The organism is Plebeiibacterium sediminum (genome assembly GCF_026013605.1).
In the GTDB taxonomy this organism is placed as follows: Bacteria; Bacteroidota; Bacteroidia; order Bacteroidales; family Marinilabiliaceae; genus Saccharicrinis; species Saccharicrinis sediminus.
In genome coordinates, this window is record NZ_JAPDPJ010000036.1 from 20,007 (window position 1) to 43,166 (window position 23,160).

A 23,160-nucleotide genomic window follows, 5' to 3' on the forward strand; every position below is an offset into this window, starting at 1 on the left:
TGATGATGATAAAAAAATATATATTACTTTTTGCTTTAGCCATTACAGCACTTACATCATGTGATGAATGGTTAACTGTAGAACCAAAAAACATGGTTTCTGCAGATAAGGCTCTTGATTCAGACGATGGTTATACTGCCGCATTAGTAGGAGTTTATCAGCTTTTAGAAGGTGTTTATAATCCAAGTGGATTTATGATGGGAAGCGGAGTAGATGTGTTGGCTAATATTTATCAAGAGCAAACATATACTTCTAATGCCTATTTAAGTAGTTGTTTTAATCACGATTACGAAAATACAAACTTTGATGGAGCATCCGGAACTTCATACTTACAGTTCTACAAAGCTATTGCTAATCTTAATTTATTAATTACTTCAATTGATGAAAAAGATGTATTACGTGGAGATCTTAGAAATATGATCGAAGGAGAGGCAAAGGCGTTAAGAGCTTTCTTACATTTTGATTTGTGGCGTGTTTACGGAACAGTACCTGGTGATCCTTCTGGTTTATCAGAAGAGGTACTTCCTTATGCTACTGAAATGACAATTGATTTAATTGAAAAACAGAATTACACAGATTACTTTAATTATATTTTAACTGATTTAGAGGAAGCTAAAGAATTACTTGCAGAATCTGATCCAATTGTAAAGTACAGTAATGATGAATTAAATAATGAGGGATCTATTTCTGAGTATGGAGTTGAATTAGGATGGTATAATCGCCAAAACAGATTTAATTATTATGCAACTCTTGGTGTCTTAGCTCGTGTACAGTTGTGGATGGGAGATTATGAAGGTGCATATGCCAGTGCTAAAGAAGTAATAGATGCTACAAATCCAAATGGATCAAATAAATTTAGATTAGGAGTTCGAACAGATTTAGGTTATGATAACGTATTTTTTGCTGAACAACTTTTCGGAATAGAAACTGTAGGTTATGATGATGATCCTTATAATGGTGCAGCAAGTCAGGTTGTTTGTTATAATGATATAAATCTAATCACTCAATATTTCTCAAGAGTAGAAGATATTCGTTTAGAAATGTTGACTAATATAACTGCTGATCCATATGAAACAAGAGTTTCTTCAATAAAGTATGATCAAATGTCTGAAACTGATTTAGGAACCAAGAGTTTCCCTATTATCCGTTTATCAGAAATGTATTTAATACTTGTGGAATCTGCAAGTTCATTATCAGAGGCTCAAACATACTATGATGCTTTTGTTAATACAAGAAACGATCAGAATGTTGAGTTAACTCAAGATAACGTTTTAAATAATGTGATGCTTCAGTATATCAGAGAGTTTTGGGCTGAAGGACAGATTTTTTACGCTTATAAAAGAGTTGGAGTAGGAACATTACCAATTTCAGGTAATGAAATGAGTTATGACACATACCGTGTGTCACTTCCTTCAGGTGAAGCTACTTCTAATTAATTTACAGGGTATTTAGTTGAATAAATAATTTTAGAAATAAGAAAATGAAATACTTAATATATATATTTTTATTCTGTGTAGCCCTTACTTCATGTGAAGAGGATTATCCTAAATCATACGAGGGATTACCATATATCAGGTTTTCAACTGATGAGCAGGCTACAAGTGTGTACGTTCAGCATCAATACGTAAATTATTTGTATTTAGGAGATGAAACTATTGTACGTGATACAATCGATATTCCAGTAGAAATAGTTGGTGCTGCACCTGAGCAAGATCTTCATTTGTCACTAGAGGCTTTTGATAGTGATGATTTATCTTACCCTGAGCGTATTGACAGAAATACAATAAATGCAGAAGCTGGTGTTCATTATGTTCCTTTTGATGATGCAGAAATGTCAGATCTGCTGACTTTCCATGCTGGAAGAATGCAGGATACAATCTCAGTAATTATTTTAAGAGATGCTACTTTACAAGAGAGTACATATCGCTTAACATTCAAATTATCAGATTCTGAAAATTCAATAGTAGCAGATAACGATGAAAATAGAGCTGTTGTTTATATGGCTGACAGATTAAGTCAACCAAGTAACTGGAGCAGCCTTTTATTCACTTTGGGCAATTACGGATTTGTAAAGCATGAATTCATGATCAGGCATTCTGATTTAATTTGGAATGATGAGGATGTTGAGATGATTGCCAATGATTCATTTTTAAGCTCTTATTATAAATACAAGTTTATGCAAGACTTGGAGGCCGAAAATGAAGCTTTAGGTGAAAATGGTCCTCTAAAAGAAGCAGATGGAAGTGTTGTTACGTTCCAATATAGTTATTATTAATTTGATATTTAAGCATATGAAAATTATGAAATCATATATAAGCTATTGTCTGTTAATTGTTTTATCAGCAATGACAATGTATTCATGTTCTGACGATATAGAATATGTAAAGCCGCTTCCTGAAATGAATATTGATTTGGGAACGATTAACGAAGTGTATTATTTTAATGATAACCTGGTTATTGAACCTCAAATAACATTAGGCGAAAATGCAGAATCAACAACACATGATTTTTCATTTGAGTGGAGTTTAGTAGGAGAAAGTAACATTGAAGTAATTTCTCAAGAAAATATACTTAACTATACTTTAGATTCTATTGGAACAATTAATTTATTGTTAGAAGTAACAGATAATAATACCAGCATTATTAAATCAAGCATTAATACTATTGAAGTAGTAATGAATGGTACAACGAATCAAGGATGGTATGTTTTAAAAGAAACATTAGAAGGAAAAACAGATATAGATGGTTTTTACCTGATAGCAAAAAATCCTGATTACAATATTGTTGAACGACTTTTAGGAGAGTCATTAGAAGGGGCTCCTGTTTCATTTGCATTCTCAGATCGTTACCATTATAGAGGTATGGATCCTTTTGAGTGGCAATATCCTGCAGCTTTAATGGCATTTAGTAAAAATGGAGGTGTTGTATTTAACATCGCTAATCAATATGATGAAAGAGTACTAGCTGGTTTAGAGGATATGTTCTTCCTTGATCCAAGTCAATCTGAACATACTATTAACAGTGGTTTGGTTTGTAACAACAAAGTTGTTATTTCAATGGATGATGGTTGTTATGCTATGAATAGTGGTAATCCAGCCTTTTTCCCAGCAATAGAAGGAGACTATACTGTAGAAACTAGCTTTGTTTCAAAGGGTAGTTATTATCCTACTTTTACTTATGATAGCAAAAATGAACGTTTTATTGCTTTTGTAAATGATTATTCAAGCCAGGCAGATACACTAGTAGTATTTAATGATGAGTATGACTCATATTATAACAATGGTTTACAAATTTCTGCAAACAACATGAATGGTCAGGTAATTTTTATGGAAAATACATTACATGGTTCAGGTTGGTCTGCAGATACCTATGCGTATGCTTTATTTAAAGAAAACGGAATTGATAATTCATTAATTCTTTATGGATTGGATTATGATAATTTGGTAGCTACGACTTATGGAACGTATAAAGTTGGTAATTTTAGTCCTATCAACTTTATGAAACAAATGGATGCAGCCACTTATCCAATGCTTGTGGATGCCGATGAGTACACATTAAATAAGTCAAATAATGTGCTTTATTTTGCAAAAGGAAATGTAGTAGGTTCGTATAATGTTGATTATGATGAATATAATGAGTCCTTTATTACAAATATCCCGGCAGATGAACAGGTTACATTTATTAAGCATATAAACACTGCTTATGAAGCAACAGATGTGAATTTTAATGGACTGATTGTAGCAACTTATAATTCAACTTCTGATACCTATAAAGTATATCGCTATAACTTTAATGGATTAAATTCTTTAACACTTCAGGATGAAGTGCTTACTGGTCAGGGAAAAGCAGAGAAAATTCTTTATGTAAGTCCATCAACTTATTACTGGCCTAGCGATTTATTCTTATACAATTAAACATCTATTATACTATATCGGCAAATGAGTCTTTAAAACTCCGGCTCATTTGCCTATTGTAAATAATCTTTAACAAATTAAACCTTAATTAATATGGAATGGTATACCCCATTCGAAAATTTAAACAAGATTAAAAGGTAAGACATCATAATATAGTATAAATATTTGATGTTAAAAGGTAGCCGCGAGTTAAGTACAGCAATTAAAAACAAATTTAGATATGAATAAAATAATAATAGCAATATTATTCTTCTTTGCATTTACTACAGTTTCATTTTCAATGAAATATAGTCAGGAAGAAGTAAAAGACACATTGAATGTGGGGGATATGTGTCCGGACTATGCATTTCAGGATACTGCAGGAGTAAAGCAAAGCTTAAAATCATTGAGAGGTAAATATGTTTTTATTGATGTATGGGCATCTTGGTGTGGTCCTTGCCGTCAACAATTTCCTTATTTAAAGGAGTTGGAAGAAAATTTTAAATCGGAAGATATCGCTTTTGTAAGTGTGAATATCGATTATCAGGACTTTAGGTGGTTAGGAGATGTTCAAAACCTTCATCTTTCAGGTTTACAATGGAAAGTTTTAGATAGTAGAGCTTTTAAAGATCAATTTAACATGAAATACATTCCTCGTTGTATCATGTTGGATAAAGAAGGAAAGGTGCTTCGTTATAAGATGTCGCTTCCTTCTAAACCCGAAACAAAAGAGTATTTAACGCATTTGCTTGGTTTATAAAATTAAAATAATAACAAAATGAGATTAGAGAGAACGAAAAAGAAATTAAGTCTTTTAACCATCGCGGCATTAGCTGCATTTTCTTTTGGTTTAAAGGCGCAAGAGAGTGATCCGCTTTATCATATTGTGATTAAGATGGACAACGTAAATAAAGAAGCACCGGCAATGCTTGGTTTTAAAACCAATACAGGCATGCATATTGATACAGCTTTTGTTAATGCTAATAATGAATTTGTTTTTGAAGGACCAATTCCAAAAATTAACAGAGCGTTTTTAAATTTAGCTCACGAAAAAATTGATCCTACTATGCCTCCTAACAATGGTGATGGCATTTCAATTTATCTTGAGGAAGGAACTCTTTTAATTGAAGGTAAAGATTCTTTACAAACTGCTAATTATTCTGGTACTCCATTAAACGAAGATAACAATAAGTTAGGTGCTATTGGAAAAGCTTATACAGCTAAAATAAACGTTATAAATAACAAGTATTCAAAAGCTATGGAGGCGGGTGATAAAGAATTAGCCGCTAAAATGGAAGAAGAATATGCAGCTTTAATGGACGAGAAAAAGCAAAAAGAATTAGAGTTTGTTTATGCTAATAATAACTCAATTGTTTCATTAGATTGGTTACGTCAAAACGTAAATGTTATTCAGGAAAAATCTTTGGCAACAAAAGTTTTTAATCAATTTACAGAAGAAGTTAAAAAATCTCCTGCAGGATTGATCTATTCTAACATATTAGGTCAAACTAAAGGTGCAGACATCGGTTTTGAAGCTCCGGATATTAGTGCAAAACAACCTAGTGGAGAAACTTTAAGTTTACGTTCATTAAGAGGTAAGTATGTATTATTAGACTTTTGGGCATCATGGTGTGGACCATGTCGTAGAGAAAATCCAAATTTGGTTAAATCATACAATGAGTTTAAAGACAAAAACTTTACTATTCTTGGTTATTCATTAGATGGTGGTAATAAAGCTTTTGATAACTGGACTGCAGCTATTGAGAAAGATGGTTTAGTTTGGAATCAGATCTCAGATCTTGGAGGTTGGAGATGTCTACCAGTTCAGCTATACGGAATTAGCAGTGTTCCTACTAACTTTTTAATAGATCCAAGCGGTAAAATTATCGCTAAGAATTTAAGAGGTGCTGATTTAGATGCCAAATTAAAAGAGATTTTAAAATAATCGGGAGTTACATCAGGTATTAAAAAATCACATTTAAACACATGAATAAATATATTATATCGTTCATTTTACTTGTTGCATTTTCGGTTAGTGGAATAAGTCAAAAAGTTAGTTTCTATAATTTTGAACAGCTACCAAAGGTTATTAATGAAAATTTAAAAAAAGTTCAGCAAGATAAACCTTTTGCAACATTAAATGAATTGAAAGCAAACTGTGTTACAGCCCAATATGAACAAGGGATTAATTATACTAATCTGCCAAAAGCCAACAAAAAGGTTTTAAAAACAAAAGATTTAGTACAAACAATTAAGCCTACATCATTGGTTTTATGCAAGCTTAAAAGAGGTTTTGGGATGTATGAAGACTTTGTGTTGATTGGAGCTTCGGCAGTAGTTATTTCTGAGGATGGATTATGTGTTTCAAACTATCACGTATTTGAATCATTAATCAACGAAGGTCAAAGCATGATGCCTCAGGATAGTTTGTTTTTTGCTGCAGACTCTCATGGAAATGTTTACGAAGTGACAGGTGTTAAGAGTTATAGTAAATCAGGCGATTTAGCTTTATTTACTATTGATACTCGAGGTGCAAAGTTAGCGTGTGCTCCTTTGGGTAATGACTTGGAAGTTGGAGAAAATGTTCATACAATGACAGCTCCAAATCAGCAAGCGTACTATTATACTCAGGGAATTGTAGCTCGTAACTCAGGATTTGATAATAATCCATGGGAAAATAGAAGTGAAATTACTGCAGACTTTGCCATTGGTTCTAGTGGTGGTCCTGTATTCGACGATAGAGGAAACTTGGTTTCTATCGTTTCTTCAACAACTTCGGTTTATGCCGGAAATGGAAATAGCAGAGATTGGCAAATGGTAATGAAATTATGTATTCCGGTTAGCTCTGTTAAAAAATTGGTTAATTAGTATAGGTTAATTAATAATTGTGTATTTAAACAATGTCCGGTATATTTTTATGCCGGACATTTTTTATTTAGATGGGTTCTATCTACAGAGTTGCTGCTTTCTTTTAAAATTTTCACTTACTTTTGATGTACCAAAAAAATAAGCAACAATGAAGAAGTTACTATTATTATTAAGTTTAACCCTTGCAATTTTTGCATGTACACAACAAAAATCACGTAATATAATCGCCTTAGGAGATTCTAACGGAGCTTTTGATATTGGATGGGTAATGAAAATTGACTCCATATTAGTAAACGATACCGTTAAAAATTATTCAAAAGGAGGAAGAACAATTGGATTCGATAACCTTGGAAGAGCAGAGTTGAATGAGTTAAAAATGATGGAAAGTCAATTGAAAGATGCTGATTCAACTCTAAAAAATATAGATATCGTTATTCTAAGTTTGGGAACAAATGATTGTAAAGCGTGTTTTGATTCGCTTCAGTCAGAAGTTCCTAGTAATATGAGAAAAGTGATTGACTATGTAAAATCTTTTCCATATTCAAATGGAAAGACGCCTAGAATTATTTGGTTAATGCCACCTCAGGTTGCACCAGACTCCATGTTAATCGCAAAATATACAGGTATATCCGAAAGGTTAGATAATCTAATTCCTAAAATGATTGATGTGGCTAAAGAGGAAGGTATTGAATATGTAGAATTACGTCCTGTTACAACTCCAAATTTTGCAGAAATTACAAAAGATGGTATTCACTTTAAACATGAAGGCTACAACAGAATGGGAAAAGTGATTAGTGAAAAAATCAACGAGAAGAGATAAAGGTTCTTCTTAAAATGAAATATTAAATCCCGAAAGGACTAATGATCTTGTGTTTCTAGTCCTTTCGGGATTTTTTTATATAATTACAAAATCGGAATCCCAACAGATATAGCTGGAGCTATATTTTTAAATGCTCCGTCAAAGTATATCTTAGGAGTTATATTAAATCGTTTACCTACCTTATGAGTTATAGATAAACTAAATGTATCATCATTATATAATCCTCCATTTCTATTTAATAAATACCCTACTTTGAATGTGTACGATTGGCTTTTTTCCGGATCTTGAGAAAAATCTCTGGAATATCCAATATTTAAAAAGTGATTAATATTACCATCTTTACTATCTGAAAAATCATATTGCCATTCGTATCCAACAAAATATTTGTTTTTAGTAATACCCTTATTAGCAAACGAAAGAGCCATAGTAGCTTCCAGACTGGAGGCAATAGTATTTTTAACACTTTCAATACTTGAACCTAGCGAAAGCTCGATTTGGTCGTTGGCTCTTTTGAGATTTTCATTAATCTTCTTGTATTCAAGGTCATCATTAACTAAAAAATCAGCATTTTCTATATGTTTACTCTTCTTTGAAAGATAGTCTTGCATCACAGAATCAATTACTGTAAGCATATCTTTCGATTTAATGGAATGGAGCTGATCCATATCATCAAATAATATATTTATTGTGAAGAACTTATTTTCAAATTCAAATTGATGTTTCTGCAAGTAGTAAAGGTTCTCCGAAAAATCGGCTGATGAAATTATTTTGTTAGGTATTTTTCTTTCCTCAATAGATAGTTCATAAAAAGAATTTTGATTTGATCTTTCAAAATAATAGTTTGTTTTAGAATTCTCATTCAATATTTTAATTGATTTGGGGCCTGATTGTAGCATCTCTTCAATGTTTGAAGATTTTGAAAAAGCAAAAAATCGGTCAATATAATCCGTAATAAATGCAGTGTCAAGTTCGTATTTATTCACATCAATACTGCGTATTTCTATAGCAGCATTATTAGGTAACGATATCTTAATGATATCTTTTTTTTCTTCAGCGGTTATGTTTACAATCGAAAACATAAGCATGAAGAATACTGATAAAAATATTTTATTAGTCATTTTATTTGTGTTAAAATCGAATTCCCTGTTGAGTTGGCGCCTTGTAAACAGTGTTTTCTTGTTTATTGAATATGGTAAATTTTATTTTTTTGCTTTGATTATTGGTGTTTGTTTGATTTACTTTTGAGTTGGTAGATTTAATATCTTCTGATTCGTAGACTTTCAAAATTTGATCAGAGATGTTACCTGAATTAGCAATTTGTGGCTTTGTATTTTTATTAAAATTACCAGCTAAAAACTCAATACTGTCGTTTAATGTTTGATTTATATTGTATTGTTCCTGAATTAGTCGTTTTAATTCATTGAGTTCATTATTAAGATCCTCATTTTGATTTTTTAGTTGGTTCAGGGTATTATTCTCTGTTTCGCCAGGAGTTTTGATTACTTTAATAATAGTATCTGTTTTTATAATAGTTTCAATTTTTATTTGACCTTGGTTCTTTAATTGTCGAATTTCTTCACCAAGAGTATGGATGTTACCAGTTAAAGCAATTTTTTCTTTTTTTAATTTATGATTAGATATAATGGAATATGCTAGTCCGGAACTTAAAAGAATTATTATAATTATAGATGCAATTTTTGTCCATGTAAAAATGGTCTTTTTGTCTGCTTTCCCATTGATAGAGTTCCATACCAAGTCTTTATTAAAACCAATGTCTGATTTTTTATTCTCCCAGTTTTCTATGGCCTTTTTAAAATCTCTTTCCACTAATTCACTCATCTTATACAAGTATTATAAGTTTGCTTTTCTATCTTATTAATCATCTCTTTTAGTTGTAAGCGGGCTTTCCGTAACTGCGATTTTGAAGTACTAACAGTAATCCCCAGTTTAGTTGCAATTTCTTCGTGTTTATAGCCTTCAATTACATATAAACTAAAAACAGTTCTGTAACCATCCGGTAAATCCAAAATCATATTAACTAAATCCTCTTCCAATAATTTTTCATCAGATGTTATCGGAGCTTCTTCTTTGTCTACAATTAAATCCAGTTCCATAAAAAACAACTTTCTTTTACGGAGTTCCATAAGGCATTCGTTAATGGTAATTTTTTTCATCCATGCACGTAACACAATTTCATCAGCAATTGAAGTATTGCCTATATGATCGAATATTTTTAAAAAACTTTTCGAAAGTACATCATGGGCATCTACCTGATTATTCATATAACGGAAACATATTCTAAATAAATAGTCACCATATAATTGAAATAATCTATGCTGTGCTTTCGATTGTTTCTTTTTTAATTCTCTGATTAGTTTGCTCACTTCTTAAATTTTCGTCTCTGGTTTAAAAATGCAGAATTTTATACCAAGGTTGCCTGAGGACTTGTTTTTTCTTAGAATTAATATGAATAATACTTGTTAAAGTGTTGAAAAATAAGTGCTAATATATAAATGTTAAATGTTAAAAAAATATGTATCTCTTGTTTAAATGAATTTAAAATGTATATTTGCAAACAGAACAGACCAGAACGGATAAATTAACTTTAAAATTATGCAACTATTAGGATTTGATATTGGAAGTTCATCAGTAAAAGTTTCAGTACTTGATGTAGATAAAGGTGTAACAGTTTCTTCGGCTCAGTATCCGGAAACGGAAATGACTATTGTTGCCAATAAACCGGGATGGGCAGAGCAAGATCCGGAATTGTGGTATCAAAACCTAAAGAAGGCCTGTAACAAAGCACTTTCATCACCAGAGGTAAAAAAAGATCAAATTAAAGCCATAGGTATTTCATATCAAATGCATGGGTTGGTAATTGTTGACGAAAAGGGAGAGGTTTTACGTCCTTCAATTATTTGGTGTGATAGTAGAGCTGCTGAGATTGGAAATAAAGCTTTTGCAGAAATTGGTGAGGATTGGTGTTTGCAAAACCTTTTGAATTCTCCAGGTAATTTTACCGCTTCAAAGTTAAAGTGGGTAAAAGATAATGAACCAGAATTATATAGTCGAATTTATAAAATAATGTTGCCGGGTGATTATATAGCTTATCGATTAACCGGACAAATAATGACAACCGCTTCAGGATTATCTGAAGGTATTTTCTGGGAATTTCCTAAGGATGGAGTGTCAGATAAACTGTTGGAGTATTATGGTTTTCAGTCTTCAATGATTCCTGAAATCAAGACTTCATTCTCCGATCAGGGAACCGTATTAGATCAAATTGCGGAAGAGTTTGACTTGCCTAAAGGAGTAAAAGTTACATACAGAGCCGGTGATCAGCCAAATAATGCATTTTCATTAAATGTTTTAAATCCAGGTGAAGTCGCTGCAACAGGAGGTACTTCAGGGGTGGTTTATGGTGTAACAGATAACAATGTTTATGATGATGATTCAAGAGTAAACACTTTTGCTCACGTTAATCACCAAATGCCAAGTTCAAGTTTAGGTGTGCTGTTATGTATTAACGGTACAGGAATTCTAAATTCATGGATGAATAAAAATTTAGGTAAGAAAGAAGTCTCATATCCTGAAATGAATGACTTAGCTTCAGGTGTACCTATTGGTTCAGACGGATTAACTATTCTTCCATTTGGAAATGGTTCAGAAAGAATTCTGAAGAATGTAGACTATGGTTCGCAAATCAATCACTTGAATTTTAATATACACACTCCGGCTCATTTTTATCGTGCAGCACAAGAAGGTATTGCATTTTCATTTAAATATGGAATGGATATAATGGGGGAGATGGGAATTGAAACAAATGTAATTCGTGCCGGCAAAGCAAATATGTTCTTAAGCGATTTGTTTAAGAATACCTTATCAAATATTTCTGGAGCAACCATAGAGTTGTATAATACAGATGGAGCTGCTGGTGCTGCAAGAGGTGCCGGAGTTGGAGCAAATATTTATGCCTCATTTGAGGAAGCATTTGGAGGTCTGTCAAAAGTTGGACAAACAGAACCAAATACTGCAGATGTTGAAGCCACACAAGAGGCTTACGAAAAATGGAAATCAGCTTTAAATAAATTATAAAATATTAAACATAATTCTTTAAAATTATAATCATGGATGTATTAATTGGTAATAAGGAATACTTTAAAGGTATTGACAAAATTAAATTTGAAGGACCGGATTCAAAAAATCCTTTAGCATTTAAATGGTACGATGAGAATAGAGTAGTGGCTGGAAAAACCATGAAAGAGCACTTGAGATTTGCTGTTGCATACTGGCATACATTCTGCGGCGATGGTGGAGATCCATTTGGTGCAGGAACTCAAAATTTTGAATGGGACAAGGCTTCAAATCCAATGGATGCTGCAAAACAAAAAATGGATGCTGCTTTTGAATTTATTACAAAATTAGGTGTTCCTCATTACTGTTGGCATGATACTGACCTTGTTGGTGGAGGTTCTGTTTTAGATATTGAAAAGAGATTAGTTCAGATTGTAGACATAGCTAAAGAAAAGCAAGCTGCTTCAGGTGTAAAATTACTTTGGGGTACAGCTAACGTTTTCTCTGATCCACGATATATGAATGGTGCTGCAACAAATCCTGATTTTAATGTTGTTGCTAATGCAGGCGTTCAAATTAAAAATGCAATTGATGCAACTATCGCTTTAGGTGGTACTGGTTATGTATTCTGGGGAGGACGTGAAGGTTATATGAGTCTTCATAATACAAAAATGATTGATGAGTTAAATCACTTAGCTCAAATGTTAACAATGGCTCGTGATTATGCTCGTAAACAAGGATTTACAGGAACTTTCTTTATTGAGCCTAAACCAATGGAGCCAACAAAACATCAGTATGATTTTGATGCACATACAGTTATTGGTTTCTTAAGACATTATGGTTTAGATAAAGATTTTAAATTAAATATTGAAGTAAACCATGCTACTTTAGCTCAACACACCATGGAGCACGAATTAAGAGTAGCTGCTGATAATGGTATGTTAGGATCAATGGATGCTAATAAAGGTGATTACCAAAACGGATGGGATACTGATGAGTTCCCAACTAATATCACAGAAACAACAGCTGCCATGTTAGAAGTTCTTCAAGCTGGTGGTTTTACTGATGGTGGTATCAACTTCGATGCAAAAGTTCGTCGTAACTCAACTGATATGGAAGATGCATTTATTGCACATATTGGTGGTATGGATGTATTTGCTCGCGCCTTAGTTATTGCTGATAGAATTACTACTGAATCAGATTATTTTAAAATGAGAAATGCTCGTTATGCATCTTTTGATTCTGGAAAAGGAGCTGAATTCGCAGGAGGTAAATTAACTCTTGAAGATCTTTATAAGATTGGTAAAGAAGTTGGAGAACCAATTCCAACAAGTGGAAAACAAGAATTATTCGAGCAAATGCTTAACTGGTATATGTAGAATTATTTTTAAGACAAATATTTCCCTGACGTGTTCCCTAGCGTCAGGGATTATTTCTTTTATGCTACATTATTTTAATTAACCAAATCAATTCCTAAATCACTAACAGCCTTGTTAAACTACTTTTCTAAATATTAATCTATGAAAGAAGGAAATAATATTGGCTATATCATTCTTTTAACTTTAGTCGCAACCCTTGGCGGATTATTGTTTGGTTATGATACAGCTGTAATATCTGGAGCTGAAAAATCTATTCAGGCATTTTTAATTAATGGATTGGATTTAAGCTCATTTGCCCATGGTGCTACTGTTTCAAGTGCGCTTATTGGATGTATTATTGGAGGTGCAATATCAGGACTGCTGGCTGCAAAATATGGCCGTAGAATATCATTAATAATTGCAGCTGTTTTATTTTTTATTTCAGCTTTAGGATCAGGGCAACCTGAATTTTTATTTTTTGAACAAGGAAAAGCTACAATGGGGCTTTTATATGCGTTTAATTTCTATCGTATTATAGGAGGTATTGGAGTTGGATTAGCTTCTGCTATTAGTCCTATGTACATTAGTGAAATTGCTCCGGCTCATCTACGTGGTCGGTTAATTTCATTTAATCAGTTTGCTATCATTTTTGGTATGTTGGTCGTTTACTTTGTTAATTGGTCAATCGCAAAAGGAAAAGATATCGAATGGATAAACTCTATTGGATGGCGTTATATGTTCATGTCTGAAGCAATACCTGCAGGACTTTTTGGAGTACTTCTTTTGTTTGTTCCTGAAACGCCTCGTTATTTAGCTATGCAAGGACATGATTCAAAAGCCTTGTCAATCCTGGAGCGAATTAATGGTGTGGATGCTGCTAAAAAGATATTTCAAGATATTAAAGGAACAGTTCAAAAATCATCAGCACATTTATTGTCTTATGGTAAAATTGTAATAATTATCGGGATTTTATTGTCTGTATTTCAGCAATTTGTAGGTATTAATGTAGCCTTGTATTATGCACCTCGTATTTTTGAAAGTATGGGAGCAGCTAAGGATGCATCAATGTTACAAACAATTGTGATGGGACTGGTAAATGTGGTGTTCACTGTAATAGCCATAGTAACAGTTGATAAATGGGGACGTAAACCATTATTGATTACCGGTTCTATAGGTATGTCTATAGGTATGGTGGCAATCGGAATGTTATCCTTTATGGAAGTGATAGGAATTAGTACCCTTGTGTTTATTATCGTTTACACTGCATCTTTTATGATGAGCTGGGGACCAATATGCTGGGTTTTAATTGGAGAGATTTTCCCAAATAAAATAAGAGGAAAAGCTATAGCTATTGCAGTTGCTGCACAATGGAGTGCAAATTATTTTATCTCTTCCACATATCCTGCAATGATGGAGTTTAGTGGAGGGGCTACTTATATGTTTTATGGAGTGATGAGTATTTTATCTGCAATCTTCGTGTGGAAAATGGTTCCGGAAACAAAAGGTAAGTCCTTGGAAGAAATGGAAAACGTTTGGAAAAAATAGAAATATTATAAAAAAGTTGCTTTTTACCCCTGAAGGTAAGTTGATTGGTATTATTCAATTGGCTTACCTTTTTTTTGTTTTATAGACCAGCTTTTTTTTATACATTTGGCATGCCTGTGCTTAATATTTAATTAAGATGTAAAACCAGTAAAATAAGTAAAATGAAAAAAGTATCAGTTGGAGTTGATATAGGTGGGACTAATACAGCTATCGGAGTTGTTGATGAGGCTGGAAGAGTAATTGCCAAAAACTCTATTCCTACACCAGGTCATGGTGATATTGAAAAGTATATGGATGATTTAGCTGCAGCTATTCGTAAGTTGTTAAATTCTGCAGATGAAATCTTCACAGTACTTGGAATCGGAGTTGGAGCTCCAAATGGAAATTATTATCAGGGAACCATCGAATATGCACCTAATTTATCTTTTAAAGGAGTAGTTCCTGTTGTGGAGTTACTTAAAAAGAGATTTCCAGAATTGGATTACCTGGCATTAACAAATGATGCAAATGCTGCTGCTATTGGAGAAATGATCTATGGAGGAGCAAAAGGTATGAAGAATTTTGTGATGTATACGTTGGGTACAGGTGTAGGTAGTGGATTAGTTGTAAATGGTGACTTGGTTTACGGGCATGATGGTTTTGCAGGAGAATGCGGGCATACAACATTAATTCCAGACGGAAGATTGTGTGGTTGTGGTTCTAAAGGGCATTTAGAAGCTTATTGTTCTGCTCCGGGAATGAAACGAACAGCATTTGAACTATTAGCTAAGTATAATGCGAGTGATAGTTTGCTGGCTACAAAATCATTTAGTGAACTTGATTCAAAAGCAATTTATGATGCAGCTGAGCAGGGTGATAAAGTTGCCTTGGAAGTTTTTGAACTAACAGGTAAGTATTTAGGACAAGGATTGGCTGATACTGTTCATCATTTAAGTCCTGAAGCTATATTCTTATTTGGTGGACCAACTGCAGCCGGGGACTATATTTTTAAACCAACAAAAGAAAGTATGGAAGAACATTTGCTTCCTATTTTTAAAGATAAAATTGCTATTCTTCCTTCTGAATTAGATTGTGGAGATGCAGCTATAGTAGGAGCTAGTGCTCTTGTTTATAAAGAAATTGAAAAATAATTTTCAGAATATATTTTATTAAAGGAACTCAATTTAGAGTTCCTTTTTTTGCTTTTATTTGTCGGTCTTCTTAAGTAAATCTTGTAATTTGAACATCTCATCTCTGAATTGAGCAGCAGTGATAAAATCCAGATCTTTGGATGCCTTTTGCATGGCTTTTTTAGCTTTCTCAATGGCTTTTTCAAGAGCCGGTTTATTCATATATTCAACAACAGGATCAGCTGCAATTTCAAAATTTTCGGGTTCAATGTAAGCATTTTCTTCAACTGCTTTTCCAAGTATACTGGTTTGTTTCTTTATAATTTGTTGAGGTGTTATTCCATGATCTGCATTGTATTTTAATTGCTTCTCTCTTCTATGATTGGTTGAGTCTATGGTTTTTTGCATTGATTTGGTGATTGTATCTGCATACATGATAACAAAACCATTCACGTTCCTCGCTGCCCTTCCTGCTGTTTGAGTTAGAGATCTTTCTGATCGTAAGAAACCTTCTTTATCAGCATCTAAAATAGCAACTAACGATACTTCTGGTAAATCAAGTCCTTCTCTTAAAAGGTTTACTCCAATAAGTACATCGAAAATACCTTTTCTTAGATTTTCCATAATCTCCACACGAGTAAGAGTATCAACATCAGAGTGGATATATTCACAACTAATGTTCAGCTTTTTAAGATAAGCAGAAAGTTCCTCAGCCATCCTTTTGGTTAATGTAGTAACTAAAACACGTTCTCTGGATTCAATTCTAATTCTAATTTCTTCAAGTAAATTATCAATCTGATTTAAACTTGGTCTAACCTCAATTACAGGATCAATTAATCCAGTAGGTCTGATGACTTGTTCAATTATAACACCTTCACTTTTTTCAATTTCATAATCTGCAGGTGTTGCACTGACATATATGGCAGAGTTAACAATATCTTCAAACTCTTCAAAACGTAATGGTCTGTTATCCATTGCCGCAGGAAGTCTGAAACCATGTTCCACTAATGTTTCTTTTCTTGATTTATCACCACCATACATGGCGCGTATTTGTGGAATAGTAACATGACTTTCATCAATTACCATTAGAAAATCTTCAGGGAAGTAATCCAATAAGCAGAAAGGTCTGGTCCCTTTTTCTCTTCCGTCAAAATACCGGGAGTAATTTTCTATTCCCGGACAATAACCTAATTCACGAATCATTTCCAGGTCATAATTAACTCTTTCTTCAATTCTCTTCGCTTCAAGATGTTTTCCTATGTCTTTCAGATAGGTAATTTGTTCCATCAAATCATCCTGAATCATTCTGATGGCTAATTGAGTTCTTTCTTTAGTGGTTACAAATAAATTAGCCGGATATATTAGGATATTGTCTCTGCTGGCCAATGTAATTCCATTGATTGGATCAAAAACAGATATTTCCTCAATTTCATCACCCCAAAAACCTATTCTATAAGCCTCATCAGCATAAGCCGGAAATACTTCAACATTGTCACCTTTTACTCTGAAGTTTCCACGGTTAAATTCCACCTCATTACGTGAATACAAACTATCTACTAATTGGCGAAGAAGTTGGTTTCGTCCTATCTCTTGCCCGATTTCAAGACTAGTAACATTTGCATGAAAATCTTCCGGGTTTCCAATGCCATATAAACATGAAACAGAAGAAACTACAATTACATCTCTACGTCCTGATAATAATGCTGAACTGGCACTTAATCTTAGTTTTTCTATTTCGTCATTAATGGAGAGATCCTTTTCTATATATGTATCTGTAACAGGTAAATATGCTTCCGGTTGATAATAATCGTAATAAGAAACAAAGTATTCAACTGCATTTTCCGGAAAAAAGTTTTTAAACTCGCTGTATAATTGCGCCGCTAAGGTTTTATTGTGGCTCAGTACTAATGTTGGCCTTTGTATCTTCTCAACGACATTTGCTATGGTAAAAGTTTTTCCCGAACCGGTAACTCCTAAAAGCGTTTGATATGGGATATTTTGCTCAAGACCTTCTGCTAGTTGTCTTATGGCTTCTGGCTGATCACCTGTAGGTTTGTAGTCCGAAATTATCTTAAAATCCATATTTAATAACTTTTATAATGAAAAGGTTAAGAGGTGTAAGATAATTGCAAATTTGTAAAAAACAGAATTAAAAAAATAAAAAAAGGCTCTTAAAAAAGAGCCTTAATATATAATGAAAGATTATCTTCTGTAACGTTTTGTTCTACCCCTTGAAGGTCGTTTTATCTTTTTATTGGAGACCTTGTAAAGGCTTCTTGTTCTCAAGTAAGCTTTTCTATTGTATTTCGGTGAGTTTTTCCATCTTGAATCACTAAATAAGTAACTAACACCTATTGTTCCAACATAGAAAAAGTCATTACTGTCAGTTTGAACTACAGTTCCATCAGCCATGTACCAAACATCATGGGCATCAACACGGTCATTAAAAGAAAATGAACCAATAAATTCAGCATTAATACTTAAGCGAGAAGTATAAAAAATACTAACTCCACCACCCATTGAAAATGTAGGAGCCATTTCACTTACTTCTCTCCAAACAGAACCTTCAGGATTACCACTTCCAGCTCCCCAATATTCTGTTGAAGAAAACTGCATGACACCCATTTGACCAATAATATATGGGCTTACTCTTCTTTGCTTAAAAAGACCATAGGCTAAATCTAAAGGTCTAAATGTAGCTCCAACATTAAAATGAATGTAAGTGTTGTCAAATGTTGCATAGGCAGTATTAAGACCAGGTAAAAGTTGTGTACCTTGCATGGAACCATAACTTAAATCAACTCTACCATTAATATAGGAGCTTAATTCTTTTTCAGCAGCTACACCCAAAGTATATTTAGTTCTTTTTTCTGAAACTAAATCACCATAGAACATATTAAAACCAACCTTAGGTTGAATTTTAAGTCCCTCAAGAAACTGATTTCTTTTGTAATATTGACCAAAAGATGAAACAGTTGTAAATAATATGATGCTAGCAAAAAGTGCCTTTTTAAGGTATTGTTGCATTTAGATTAGTTTATTGAACAAGTTTATTACGTATAAAAATGATAAAAAAAATGAAATAAATAAACAATTTCTGTAAATATATTTATGACATCTAACCTAAATAAATATGTTTATTGTGGTTGCAAATGGTTTATTAACAGAATATTTAGTAATTTCTTAGCTTATCATTGATAATTAATTACTCCAGATTCTACTTCTAGAATATTGTATGCAAAAATAGAATTTAATATCTTTTTGCAGCTTATAAATATTATATTTTTTGATATTATTTCATTAATCTTCAAATTTATCAGGGCAACGTATCTTTTTTTTACTTAAATAATATCATTGTATTAGTTTTTTAAGGTTGGTTAGGTTGTTTGTGTTGGCTATGTTTTTGCCTTCTGAGCTATAACAAATATCAATTTCCTTTCTGAATAATTGGGTTACATTATCACGAACCATTTTCATTGTGCTGTTAATTAATTTATTTTGTTCTGAAAATGGTTCAAAAGCAATAGCAAAGGTTGACGGCAGCCAGCGTTGAGGAAAATGATTTTCAAATTTTCCACCAATTTTGAATTCCTTAATTTCTTTATCTATTTGAGATATGATTTTTTGCATTTCGAGTTCTGAATCTTCAGTTATTAGAGATTTAGCTTTATTAATATTGGGTACAATAATGGCAATAGTATAAGCGTTTTGATTGTTGTATAACATGATTTGATCTATACTCTGGCAATGATCTAGGATAGCTTCTTCAATTTCCTCGGGGCTATATTTTTCTCCATCAGAACCGATTAATAAACTTTTAAACCGTCCTTTTACGTATAAAAAATCATCTTTATCTAAATAACCAAGATCACCAGTATAAAGCCAATTATTTTTTATTGTTTCTTTGGTAGCTTCTTCATTTTTCCAGTAGCCCTTCATTACATTTTCTCCCTTTATAACAATTTCTCCTTGTTGTAACGGTTTTAATGGATAACCATTGGAATCACATATCTTAATTTCCAGGTTATTTACCACCTTACCGGATGAACCTAGCTTATGAAACTTGGGAGTGTTTGCAGAAATTATTGGTGATGCCTCACTGAGACCATACCCTTGATACATTGGAATGTCAATAGCATAAAAGAATTGTTGTAAATCAATGTCAAGTAATGCGCCTCCTCCAATGAAATACTTTAAATTTCCGCCAAATCCTTCTTTTATTTTTTTGAAAATCATTTTCTTGAATAACAGGACTAAAGGGAATGTAAGTTTTTTGATTCCCATTCCTCTGTTAAAACCTATTCCATTATACCACATTGAAGTCTTTAGTGCGACCTTAAATAAAGCATTAATAAAAGCCCCTTGTTGTTCAATGTTCTTTTCAATACTCTTTTTTAAATTTTTAGCTAATGCGGGAACACTCATAAGTACATGTGGTTTTACTTCTTTAATATTTATCGAAATATTTTTAAGTGTTTCTAATGTCGTTTTTCCTGTTTGAACAGATGCTATACTAGCGCCTTTTAACATGAATGCATATAAGGATGCGGTGTGAGCAAATGCATGATCCCATGGAAGAAAGGCAAGCGTTTTATAATAAGAAGGGATGTTAATATAACTAAAGGCTTGTTCTACATTAGCGGTATAATTTCTGTGCGTTAGCATAATGCCTTTGGGCTGAGAAGTAGTTCCTGAAGTATATGTAATTGTAGCAATGTCATCGGGTAAAACTTTATCAGCCATTGCATCAAAAGCCAGTGGAGTTTCATTTAAAGATATTTTTCCCTTATTTAATAATTCCTCAATATATAATTCATTTTTTTCATATCGATCACAAGGATCGAGAATTATTATCTTTTTTAAAGCAGGTAAGTTATGCTTAATTTCTCTTATTTTTTGTAACTGATTTTTAGAAACGATAATGAATTTACTTTCGGAATGTATTAATCTAAACTCAAGTTCATTTTTGGCTTCTAACTTTATGGACAAGGGAACAGTTATGGCTCTGTTACATAAAACTGCAAGTTCGCTAATGAGCCAAAGGTTTCTACCTTCAGATAACAGTGCAACTTTGTCACCTTCAGAAATGCCTATTGAAGTTAATCCTAAAGCAAGTTTTTTTACCTGATCTAAAGTTTCTGAATAAGTAATTGAAGTATACTTATTAGTCTGTTTTTCCCAAAGAAGTGGATTGTTGGGAAAAGTATTCACTCGATTAAAAAAAAACTTACGATTGATTTCATGACAATAAATTTGAGTGTATATACAAAGATACTGTAATATCCTTTGAAATAGAAGTGTACGAAAATGAACACGATTCATCTGTTTCTGAACACTTAATAAAATATGAAACTGGTATTATTAGTGTGTAAGTGTCATAAAATGAAGATGAAACGTATTTTGGTATGAGTCTTGAAAAGTAGCTGATGTTCCTATATTGGTTATTAGAGCTATTAACGAAATTATAAACAGATGAAGAAACTATTATTTACCTTATGTACAGTTATTGTATGTAGCGGATTATTTGCGGAATCAAGAAGTGAAATGGAAACTAATACAAATAAAGAGGATAGTATTGCTTGTTTAAAGCATTATTCTATTTATGTATTAAACCTAAAAAAGAAAATGTATGATTATACTCTGGAGTCATGGAATTACATGTTTAAAAATTGTCCGGATGCTGGTGTAAGGATATATGCAGATGGTTTAAAACTGTATGAACATTATTATAAAGTAGCACAAACGTCAGAACGTCAATCTGAAGTTGTAGATACGATTATGATGATTTATGATCAGAGAATCAAATATTTTGGTACTCATCCCAAATATCCTGAAGGTTGGGTAAGAGGTAGAAAAGCTTTAGATCTGGTTAAGTATAAAAGAGGAAACAGAGAGGCAATGATGCAGGCCTACAAAGAATTTAAAGCATCCTTTGAACTTTTAGGGAATAAATCTGAAGATGTTGTGTTGTTTAATTATTTAAAAACATCGTCGGTATTGTTTGAAGAAGGAGAGCTTGATGCCATGCAATTTTTTAGTGATTATTTAACGATTTCAACAGTGCTGGATGTACAGATAGCTAAAGCGGTAGGTGACTCCAAAGAGCGAAAGGGATCCGTAAGAGAGAGTTGTGATGAATTATTGGTGAAAAGTGGAGCAGGAGATTGTGATTTAATTCAACCGTTTTTAAATGACCAGTTTACTGCTGATCAGGAGAATATTCAGAATGTAAGTAGGATTGTGAAATTGTTAGATCACTTAGGATGTACAGAGTCAGCATTGTATTATACAGCAGTAGAGACTAATTATGCATTAAACCCATCAAGTAGTGCAGCACACGAACTGGCAAAAATGTATGTAAAAAAACAAGCATTTGACAAGGCTAAAGAGTTTTATCAAAAAGCAATTGAAAATTGTAGCATTGATGACGAAAGATCAGAACTGTATTATGAGCTTGCTGTATTAGATTTTGCTCATTTCGAGGATTATAAACAAGCTCGTGATTTAGCAAAAAAGGCGATAAGTACAAGAGGAGATTGGGGAAAACCTTATATACTAATTGGAAATATATATGCTGCAGAAAGTAAAAAATATGGAAAGAATGATTTTGAACACTCAACGGTATATTGGATTGCCTTGGATAAATATCAAAAAGCAAAATCCATAGATAAATCTTGTGAAGAAGAAGCTGATAAGCAAATTACACTTTACTCACAATATCTTCCGGATAAAGAAACCGGTTTCTTTCATGGTTTAACAGAAGGGGATCAATATACCATTGAATCCTGGATTAATGAAACAACAAAAGTAAGATTTAGATAAAGTAAAAAAGGTTCCCATTGGGAACCTTTTTTTATTAATAATTTGTTTCTTTAATTTCAAAGTAAGATTGCGGGTGTAAACAAGCCGGACAGTTTTTAAGTGCTTTAGTACCTTCGTGTAAATAACCACAGTTTCTGCATTTCCAAACTACTTTTCCTTCTCTTTCAAAAACTTTACCGCTCTCTAAATTATCATAAAGTGTACGATAACGATTTTCGTGAGCTTCCTCAACTTTTGCAATTAATTTAAAGGCAACAGCTACTTCTTTAAATCCTTCTTCCTCTGCAATTTTTGCAAATTCAGGATATAATTCAGTCCACTCTTCATTTTCACCATCAGCAGAAGCTTTTAAGTTTTCAAGAGTAGTACCAATTTTTCCTGCAGGGTATGAAGCTGTGATTTCTACCATGCCTCCTTCAAGAAATTTGAAAAAACGCTTAGCATGCTCTTTTTCATTTTCTGCTGTCTCTTCAAAAATGGCTGCAATTTGCTCTAAACCTTCTTTTTTTGCTTGTTTAGCAAAATAATTATATCTCATTCTTGCCTGAGACTCACCGGCAAAAGCCTTAAGTAAATTTTGTTCTGTTTTTGTTCCTTTTAAACTATTCATGATTAATCTATTTGTTTATTTTGCTTATTCTAACAAAGGATTTGAAGATACGAAAAATATA

The 23,160-nt window shown here is 32.7% G+C and carries 19 protein-coding genes; 12 read left to right on the forward strand and 7 right to left on the reverse strand.

From position 1 onward, the window contains the following. Positions 1 to 5 precede the first annotated feature (5 nt). The 7 genes from OM075_RS14910 (at position 6) to OM075_RS14940 (ending at position 7,581) form a co-directional block, all read left to right on the forward strand. Positions 6 to 1,436 carry a RagB/SusD family nutrient uptake outer membrane protein gene (locus OM075_RS14910; RefSeq protein WP_301191329.1) on the forward strand — a complete coding sequence of 477 codons (1,431 nt, stop codon included), beginning with the start codon at positions 6 to 8 and terminating at the stop codon, positions 1,434 to 1,436. Between the two features lie 44 nt (positions 1,437 to 1,480). After that, positions 1,481 to 2,275, forward strand: coding sequence for a DUF4843 domain-containing protein (locus tag OM075_RS14915; RefSeq protein WP_301191330.1), 795 nt, complete (start codon positions 1,481 to 1,483; stop codon positions 2,273 to 2,275). Between the two features lie 25 nt (positions 2,276 to 2,300). Next, positions 2,301 to 3,914, forward strand: a complete 1,614-nt coding sequence (locus OM075_RS14920; protein WP_301191331.1) for a hypothetical protein — start codon at positions 2,301 to 2,303, stop codon at positions 3,912 to 3,914. A gap of 220 nt (positions 3,915 to 4,134) precedes the next feature. Next, positions 4,135 to 4,653: a TlpA family protein disulfide reductase gene (locus OM075_RS14925; protein WP_301191332.1), complete on the forward strand. Its 519-nt coding sequence runs from the start codon at positions 4,135 to 4,137 to the stop codon at positions 4,651 to 4,653. A gap of 18 nt (positions 4,654 to 4,671) precedes the next feature. Continuing rightward, complete coding sequence (locus tag OM075_RS14930; RefSeq protein ID WP_301191333.1) at positions 4,672 to 5,838, forward strand: TlpA disulfide reductase family protein; 1,167 nt, start codon at positions 4,672 to 4,674, stop codon at positions 5,836 to 5,838. Positions 5,839 to 5,879: 41 nt separating this feature from the next. Continuing rightward, positions 5,880 to 6,761: a S1 family peptidase gene (locus tag OM075_RS14935; RefSeq protein ID WP_301191334.1), complete on the forward strand. Its 882-nt coding sequence runs from the start codon at positions 5,880 to 5,882 to the stop codon at positions 6,759 to 6,761. A 148-nt stretch (positions 6,762 to 6,909) separates the two neighbouring features. Further along, positions 6,910 to 7,581: a GDSL-type esterase/lipase family protein gene (locus OM075_RS14940; protein WP_301191335.1), complete on the forward strand. Its 672-nt coding sequence runs from the start codon at positions 6,910 to 6,912 to the stop codon at positions 7,579 to 7,581. Positions 7,582 to 7,664: 83 nt separating this feature from the next. Here OM075_RS14940 and OM075_RS14945 read toward each other — a convergent pair whose 3' ends face one another. From OM075_RS14945 to OM075_RS14955, 3 genes are read right to left on the reverse strand one after another with little or no spacing between them, the layout of a single operon-like run. After that, positions 7,665 to 8,699, reverse strand: a complete 1,035-nt coding sequence (locus tag OM075_RS14945) for a hypothetical protein (RefSeq protein ID WP_301191336.1) — start codon at positions 8,697 to 8,699, stop codon at positions 7,665 to 7,667. 10 nt (positions 8,700 to 8,709) lie between these two features. After that, positions 8,710 to 9,420 (reverse strand): hypothetical protein, encoded by a 711-nt coding sequence (locus OM075_RS14950; RefSeq protein WP_301191337.1) that lies wholly within the window; start codon positions 9,418 to 9,420, stop codon positions 8,710 to 8,712. Next, positions 9,417 to 9,965 (reverse strand): RNA polymerase sigma factor, encoded by a 549-nt coding sequence (locus OM075_RS14955; protein ID WP_301191338.1) that lies wholly within the window; start codon positions 9,963 to 9,965, stop codon positions 9,417 to 9,419. Before OM075_RS14955 ends, OM075_RS14950 begins: the two co-directional genes overlap by 4 nt. Before the next feature lie 229 nt (positions 9,966 to 10,194). Between OM075_RS14955 and OM075_RS14960 the strand changes: the two genes are divergently transcribed. From OM075_RS14960 to OM075_RS14975, 4 genes are all read left to right on the forward strand, one after another. Then, positions 10,195 to 11,676: a xylulokinase gene (locus OM075_RS14960; protein ID WP_301191339.1), complete on the forward strand. Its 1,482-nt coding sequence runs from the start codon at positions 10,195 to 10,197 to the stop codon at positions 11,674 to 11,676. Positions 11,677 to 11,708: 32 nt separating this feature from the next. Beyond that, positions 11,709 to 13,034 carry a xylose isomerase gene (gene xylA / locus OM075_RS14965; RefSeq protein WP_301191340.1) on the forward strand — a complete coding sequence of 442 codons (1,326 nt, stop codon included), beginning with the start codon at positions 11,709 to 11,711 and terminating at the stop codon, positions 13,032 to 13,034. A 141-nt stretch (positions 13,035 to 13,175) separates the two neighbouring features. After that, on the forward strand, positions 13,176 to 14,558 hold the full coding sequence (xylE, locus tag OM075_RS14970) for a D-xylose transporter XylE (protein ID WP_301191341.1): 1,383 nt from the start codon (positions 13,176 to 13,178) through the stop codon (positions 14,556 to 14,558). A 161-nt stretch (positions 14,559 to 14,719) separates the two neighbouring features. Beyond that, on the forward strand, positions 14,720 to 15,688 hold the full coding sequence (locus OM075_RS14975; protein ID WP_301191342.1) for an ROK family protein: 969 nt from the start codon (positions 14,720 to 14,722) through the stop codon (positions 15,686 to 15,688). A 54-nt stretch (positions 15,689 to 15,742) separates the two neighbouring features. Here the strand turns inward: OM075_RS14975 and uvrB are convergent, their stop codons facing one another. From uvrB to OM075_RS14990, 3 genes are all read right to left on the reverse strand, one after another. Then, positions 15,743 to 17,749 carry an excinuclease ABC subunit UvrB gene (gene uvrB, locus OM075_RS14980; protein WP_301191343.1) on the reverse strand — a complete coding sequence of 669 codons (2,007 nt, stop codon included), beginning with the start codon at positions 17,747 to 17,749 and terminating at the stop codon, positions 15,743 to 15,745. Between the two features lie 120 nt (positions 17,750 to 17,869). Then, positions 17,870 to 18,694, reverse strand: a complete 825-nt coding sequence (locus OM075_RS14985) for a hypothetical protein (RefSeq protein WP_301191344.1) — start codon at positions 18,692 to 18,694, stop codon at positions 17,870 to 17,872. A 324-nt stretch (positions 18,695 to 19,018) separates the two neighbouring features. Continuing rightward, positions 19,019 to 20,878, reverse strand: coding sequence for an AMP-dependent synthetase/ligase (locus OM075_RS14990; protein ID WP_301191345.1), 1,860 nt, complete (start codon positions 20,876 to 20,878; stop codon positions 19,019 to 19,021). Positions 20,879 to 21,139: 261 nt separating this feature from the next. On the opposite strand from OM075_RS14990, the gene OM075_RS14995 reads away from it, so the two are divergent. Continuing rightward, entirely contained in the window at positions 21,140 to 22,489 is a 1,350-nt protein-coding gene (locus OM075_RS14995) for a tetratricopeptide repeat protein (RefSeq protein ID WP_301191346.1), read from the forward strand. 34 nt (positions 22,490 to 22,523) lie between these two features. Here OM075_RS14995 and rbr read toward each other — a convergent pair whose 3' ends face one another. Continuing rightward, on the reverse strand, positions 22,524 to 23,099 hold the full coding sequence (gene rbr, locus OM075_RS15000; protein WP_301191347.1) for a rubrerythrin: 576 nt from the start codon (positions 23,097 to 23,099) through the stop codon (positions 22,524 to 22,526). Positions 23,100 to 23,160: the final 61 nt, after the last annotated feature.

What these genes read in the sequence shown, in the direction of transcription:
- OM075_RS14910 (WP_301191329.1), top strand. Translation starts at nt 6, where the DNA reads ATGATAAAAAAATATATATTACTTTTTGCTTTAGCCATTACAGCACTT.
- OM075_RS14915 (WP_301191330.1), top strand. Translation starts at nt 1,481, where the DNA reads ATGAAATACTTAATATATATATTTTTATTCTGTGTAGCCCTTACTTCA.
- OM075_RS14920 (WP_301191331.1), top strand. Translation starts at nt 2,301, where the DNA reads ATGAAATCATATATAAGCTATTGTCTGTTAATTGTTTTATCAGCAATG.
- OM075_RS14925 (WP_301191332.1), top strand. Translation starts at nt 4,135, where the DNA reads ATGAATAAAATAATAATAGCAATATTATTCTTCTTTGCATTTACTACA.
- OM075_RS14930 (WP_301191333.1), top strand. Translation starts at nt 4,672, where the DNA reads ATGAGATTAGAGAGAACGAAAAAGAAATTAAGTCTTTTAACCATCGCG.
- OM075_RS14935 (WP_301191334.1), top strand. Translation starts at nt 5,880, where the DNA reads ATGAATAAATATATTATATCGTTCATTTTACTTGTTGCATTTTCGGTT.
- OM075_RS14940 (WP_301191335.1), top strand. Translation starts at nt 6,910, where the DNA reads ATGAAGAAGTTACTATTATTATTAAGTTTAACCCTTGCAATTTTTGCA.
- OM075_RS14945 (WP_301191336.1), bottom strand. Translation starts at nt 8,699, where the DNA reads ATGACTAATAAAATATTTTTATCAGTATTCTTCATGCTTATGTTTTCG.
- OM075_RS14950 (WP_301191337.1), bottom strand. Translation starts at nt 9,420, where the DNA reads ATGAGTGAATTAGTGGAAAGAGATTTTAAAAAGGCCATAGAAAACTGG.
- OM075_RS14960 (WP_301191339.1), top strand. Translation starts at nt 10,195, where the DNA reads ATGCAACTATTAGGATTTGATATTGGAAGTTCATCAGTAAAAGTTTCA.
- xylA (WP_301191340.1), top strand. Translation starts at nt 11,709, where the DNA reads ATGGATGTATTAATTGGTAATAAGGAATACTTTAAAGGTATTGACAAA.
- xylE (WP_301191341.1), top strand. Translation starts at nt 13,176, where the DNA reads ATGAAAGAAGGAAATAATATTGGCTATATCATTCTTTTAACTTTAGTC.
- OM075_RS14975 (WP_301191342.1), top strand. Translation starts at nt 14,720, where the DNA reads ATGAAAAAAGTATCAGTTGGAGTTGATATAGGTGGGACTAATACAGCT.
- uvrB (WP_301191343.1), bottom strand. Translation starts at nt 17,749, where the DNA reads ATGGATTTTAAGATAATTTCGGACTACAAACCTACAGGTGATCAGCCA.
- OM075_RS14985 (WP_301191344.1), bottom strand. Translation starts at nt 18,694, where the DNA reads ATGCAACAATACCTTAAAAAGGCACTTTTTGCTAGCATCATATTATTT.
- OM075_RS14995 (WP_301191346.1), top strand. Translation starts at nt 21,140, where the DNA reads ATGAAGAAACTATTATTTACCTTATGTACAGTTATTGTATGTAGCGGA.
- rbr (WP_301191347.1), bottom strand. Translation starts at nt 23,099, where the DNA reads ATGAATAGTTTAAAAGGAACAAAAACAGAACAAAATTTACTTAAGGCT.